The 4,763-nt window shown below is 48.0% G+C and carries 4 protein-coding genes; 2 read left to right on the forward strand and 2 right to left on the reverse strand.

Annotation, left to right across the window (positions count from 1 at the left end):
- Positions 1-363 precede the first annotated feature (363 nt).
- Positions 364-1,593, forward strand: coding sequence for a transglutaminase domain-containing protein (locus tag VIM87_RS16655; protein WP_331998083.1), 1,230 nt, complete (start codon positions 364-366; stop codon positions 1,591-1,593).
- 11 nt (positions 1,594-1,604) lie between these two features.
- Here the strand turns inward: VIM87_RS16655 and VIM87_RS16660 are convergent, their stop codons facing one another.
- Positions 1,605-2,519: an AraC family transcriptional regulator gene (locus tag VIM87_RS16660; RefSeq protein ID WP_331998084.1), complete on the reverse strand. Its 915-nt coding sequence runs from the start codon at positions 2,517-2,519 to the stop codon at positions 1,605-1,607.
- A gap of 101 nt (positions 2,520-2,620) precedes the next feature.
- Positions 2,621-4,309: a chloride channel protein gene (locus tag VIM87_RS16665; protein ID WP_331998085.1), complete on the reverse strand. Its 1,689-nt coding sequence runs from the start codon at positions 4,307-4,309 to the stop codon at positions 2,621-2,623.
- Between the two features lie 110 nt (positions 4,310-4,419).
- Here VIM87_RS16665 and VIM87_RS16670 point away from each other — a divergent pair.
- Positions 4,420-4,763: cyclic nucleotide-binding domain-containing protein (locus tag VIM87_RS16670; RefSeq protein WP_331998086.1), on the forward strand; the 344-nt coding region annotated here is incomplete at its 3' end.

Raw genomic sequence — 4,763 nt, forward strand, 5'->3', positions numbered from 1 at the left:
TATAAGAGAGCGCTTATAGGGAGCGTATATAAGGCTTACAGGGGGAGTATAGGGGGCTTATCTATTTTCTGCAACAGGATGCAAAGCGGAATGCAATACTGAAACCGCTACGATACTTTAGAGCTAATAGTTTTAGCCTGACCAATTTTTAAAACCTGTTTAGTGGGTACAAATGCTATCTAAGAGCGTGGTAATACTTTCCAACACCTTATAGTCAAGTAAAAAATTTAAGTACCATACAATAAAGCCCGCCGGATACACAATGCCATTGGCCTGCTTAAATTCCAGCCCGGATTGTCCGGTTTTCTAATAATAAAGCACTTCGTTATCTTTGCTGCCAGAGTCCAAAAAATTAACCCGCATATGCGATCGCTATACCTTTTATTAGCAGCCTGCTGCTTACTGCCGCAACTTTCTGCGGCACAATCCAGATCTGCCGCTCCTAAACCTAAACCCAAAGCCACTGCGCCAAAACCTGCTCCCAATATTTATGCGGAGGTTGACGCCAAAGCTTTACAGGCGCCGGATTCAGCCACCACTACTACAGCCGGTATTGCGGCTTACATCAACAGCCAGTTTAGCCGTAACAGTGATAAGGTGCGGGCGGCCTTTATATGGGTGGCCAGCAATATCCAGTATGATCTGAACAACATGTTTGCCCTTAACTTTTATGAAAAGAAAGAGGAGAAGATAGAAAAGGCCCTGAAAACCAGGAAAGGCATCTGTGAGAATTATGCCGTGGTGTTCCAGGACATCTGCACCAAAGCTGGCATTAAGTCATATGTAATAGAGGGCTATACCCGGCAGAATGGTTTTGTAGACTACATTCCCCATGCCTGGTGCGCGGCCCTTACAGATACCGGCTGGGCCTTGTTTGATCCTACCTGGGGTTCCGGTTATATCCAGAACAAGCAATTTGTGAAAAAGATCAGCAACCGGTATTTTGCGGCCAGCGGCACAGAGCTCATAAAGTCGCACATGCCTTTTGATTACCTGTGGCAGCTGCTGCCCTACCCCCTTAGCAGCCAGGAGTTCTATGATGGTAAAACCCAGCCCGATCCCGCTAAGCCGTTCTTTAATTATGCAGATTCTATTGCTGCTTTTGAAAAGCAGGACAGGATCAGCTACTACGCCGAAGCTGCCCGCAGGCTGGAAACCGCCGGGGTAAAGAACTCCATGTGCTTTGACCGCCTGCAGTACCTGCGCAGGGAAATTGAAATAGATGCGCAGAATAATATTGTATACCACTACAACGGTGCTTTAGCGCGCTATAACAATGCAGTGAATGCCTTTAACGATTACATTAATTTTTATAACAAACAATTTAAGCCGGAGCGCAGCGATGCGGAAATACAAGCCATGATCAACGAATGCAGCAACGAGCTGAAACAGGCCACAGACCGGCTGAATAAGATCAAAAAGCCGGACGCTAATACCACGGCGCTCATCACCGGCATGCGCAAGCAGATCGGCGACCTGAGCACCCGGGTAAATGAACAGCAGGAATGGCTGAATAAATATTTTGCCAAAGGCAGGTCCGGCCGCAGGTCTATGTTTGTGAAGTACACCTGGTTTGGGGTGCCGTTGAATTAGTGAAGTATGGATTATTTAATGCTGCCCGGCAGCACGCCGAATTTTTTTCTGAAGGCAACGGCAAAATGGTGTGCATGGGCATACCCCACTTTATCGGCCACCTCGCCTACCGGCAGCTTTTCGTCCAGCAGTAATTTTTTTGCTTCCTGCATACGCAGGTCGCTTATATAGGCAAATACGGTATTACCGAATAATGCTTTGAACCCGGTTTTTAGTTTTGTTTGATTGATACAGGCCATACGGGCCAGATCCACAATAGAGCAAGCCTGCTGATAATGCGCATCTATATAGCTTTTAACGGCGTATAATGCTTCTTTATCTGCAGGCTTTAATTTTGTATTGCCTGCACCCTTATCCAGCTGGCTCACCTGCGACAGGAACAGCTCTATGGACTTAGCTTCAAGGTATATTCCTTTTAATGAACCACTATAGGGCGCGCTTTTCATTTCGTTTATGATGCCGTACATATGGGGCTGCATAGCCGCGTAAAAACCATGCAGCGGATGGTTCACTATTTCAGTTTCCCCCAGGCGGTTCATAAAATCACTTTCCGGTGTGAAGATGTTTTTAAAGAGCTGCTCGGATAACATCAGCTCAAAAAAATGCCGGGTGCCGCCATAGGTGGGTGATATGGAGAGCTCGTAGGTTTCCGCTGCTTCCCTGAAAACAACGAAATGCTTTTCCCTGAAGCTGTGGTCTTTACCGGGATGTGTTCCCGGCACAGGATCGGCCAGGCGAAAATGGGAAACAATAGCATTCTGCCGCGGTTTGAAACTATATACACGCTGTTCAGGATTGGCGCAGCGGCCCCATTTAAGGCCAATGTCACCAAAATAAAGTTCTTCCGTATCCAGGCAATAGCCGGACGCGTCCTGCTCTGAGTGGCGATATTGTTGTAATGCGTTGTTTAAGCCTGTACGGTACATACAAATGTTGTTATAATGGCATGCAGGCTACAAAATAAAGTATTTAAAGTGAGAAACAGGTTTGGCGTTACCGGTTTGCGGGATGGCATAGTGATCCCCTGTTAACTTTTACTTTTAGGATAGATGATCTTACGCGTGCGCACCAGCAATCTTTTAGTACGTACCGGTGCATCAAAGCGCTGATCCGCACTTTTTTGCTCGCTGTAATAGTGCATAATATCCTGTGCGGTGACCATGCCTTTTATGCTGCCGGCAGCGCCGTCTTCCACTACGCTCAATGCCGGTACGGAGTACCGTCCCATTAATTGCACACAGCTGCTGAGGTCATCATTTTCACTAACCGCCGGCTTACCTGCCGCCAGATCCGTTGCAGGCACCATCACTTCCTTAACAGTAGTATGGGTCAACAGGTCTGATTCATAGGCGTCAGGCGTGTTAATGCCCCGGCGCCGGATCTTCTCCGTCATGATGGTTCCTTTCATCAGGAAGAACGAAACAAAGTAAGCTGCAATACAGGCGCAAAGCAATGGCAGCAAACCATTGGGCTGCCCTGTTGTTTCCAGCGCAAAAACAATGGAGGTAAGCAATGCCCTTGAAGCGCCGGCAAACATGGCGGCCATGCCTACCAGGGCCGCGGTGGCCATAGTAATGCCGGCACCCGGAAAAAGCTTTAATAATACAATACCCATCAGCGCGCCTAATGCACCGCCAATAGTGAACAGGGGAGCAAGCGTACCGCCGGAAGTACCGCTGCCCAGTGAAATTACCCAGGATATGTATTTCAAAAAGCAAAGGGATAATAACATGGCAAGCGGCAAATGACCGCCCAGCAGCTCCTGGATATTTTCATACCCCACCCCCATTGTAAAGGGTGCAAAATAACCGGTTACACCTACCACCACAGCGCCAATAGCCGGCCACCACATCCAGTGTATGGGCAGTTTCTCGAACAGGTCTTCCACAAGATATACTGACTTGGACACTAAAGAGGCTACGATCCCGATCAGCAGCCCCATACCAATATAAACCATCAGGGCGCCATCGCTGGGCATGGGTATATTACCCATAGCAAATACCGGGGCGCTGCCAAACAACCACAGGTGCATACCGGCGCCGGTAATACAGGACAGGGCCACCGGTATAATGGAGCGGGCAGAGAATTCAAATAACAATAATTCAATGGCCAGCAGCACTGCTGCCAGCGGGCTCCCGAAAATAGCAGCCATACCGGCACAGGCTCCTGCGCTTAGCATGATCTTCCTTTCTGTGGGCGTAATATGCATGATCTGTCCTGTAAAAGATCCAAATGCCCCGCCCGTAGCTATAATAGGCCCTTCTGCACCAAAGGGGCCGCCTGTTCCGATAGAAATAGCGGCTGACAGTGGTTTAAGTAAAGTAATTAAAGGCGGGATCTTACTCTCGTCCAGGATTATTTTTTCCATTGCCTCCGGGATGCCATGGCCGCGAACGGCTTTGGAGCCAAACCGGGCAATAAGGCCTACTAAAAGGCTGCCTACAACCGGCACTGCCACCACGGCCCAACCCAGGGTATTATGGGCCGGGCTGGCCGGTTCCCACGAAAACCTGCCATAGAACGCAAGGTTGGTAATGATCTCAATAAGGTAAACCAGCCCTTTGGCTATAACACCAATGACCAGCGCATTTATAATGGCCTGGATAGCCAGGTACAATACTCTCTTATCTACTTTTCCGGAAACCGGGAGGCCTTTTTTTTTCTGTATGGGGGTTAAGGATGGAGCCAAAGGAATACTTTCGTCTTGCCGTTTCATATAATAGCTGCTTAATTTTATGCAAAAGTATTGCAAAAGCAGTATTTTTATCGTTTTTCAGATAAATTAATTTAAAATAAAGTTACTTACGCAACATTTTAGTAGTAATTATGTCCAAAATAACCTGCGATACAAAGAGCTGCCTTTTATGCGATTCCTGCCTGCCTGAATGGAGGGAGTTAACCGCATTAAAGAAACAAACCCGCCAGTTTAAGAAGGGAGAACGGATCTTTACGGAAGGCGATCCGGTAACCGGCATATTCTTTACATTATCCGGGGCTGTGAAGGTGCACAAGCAATGGGGAGAACAAAAAGAGCTGATCATCCGCTTTGTTTCAGGTAACGATGTGATCGGCGTACGTGGTTTCGGCGACACCGTATTACGGGCATCGGCAACTGCCCTGGAAACTACCATCGCCTGCTTTATTCCCAATGAACATTTGCAGGCCAGTCT

The organism is Chitinophaga sp., assembly GCF_036569125.1.
Lineage (GTDB): Bacteria > Bacteroidota > Bacteroidia > Chitinophagales > Chitinophagaceae > Chitinophaga.

Excerpts from the sequence above, each read along its gene's own strand:
- VIM87_RS16655 (WP_331998083.1), top strand. The coding sequence starts at position 364 with ATGCGATCGCTATACCTTTTATTAGCAGCCTGCTGCTTACTGCCGCAA.
- VIM87_RS16665 (WP_331998085.1), bottom strand. The coding sequence starts at position 4,309 with ATGAAACGGCAAGACGAAAGTATTCCTTTGGCTCCATCCTTAACCCCC.
- VIM87_RS16660 (WP_331998084.1), bottom strand. The coding sequence starts at position 2,519 with ATGTACCGTACAGGCTTAAACAACGCATTACAACAATATCGCCACTCA.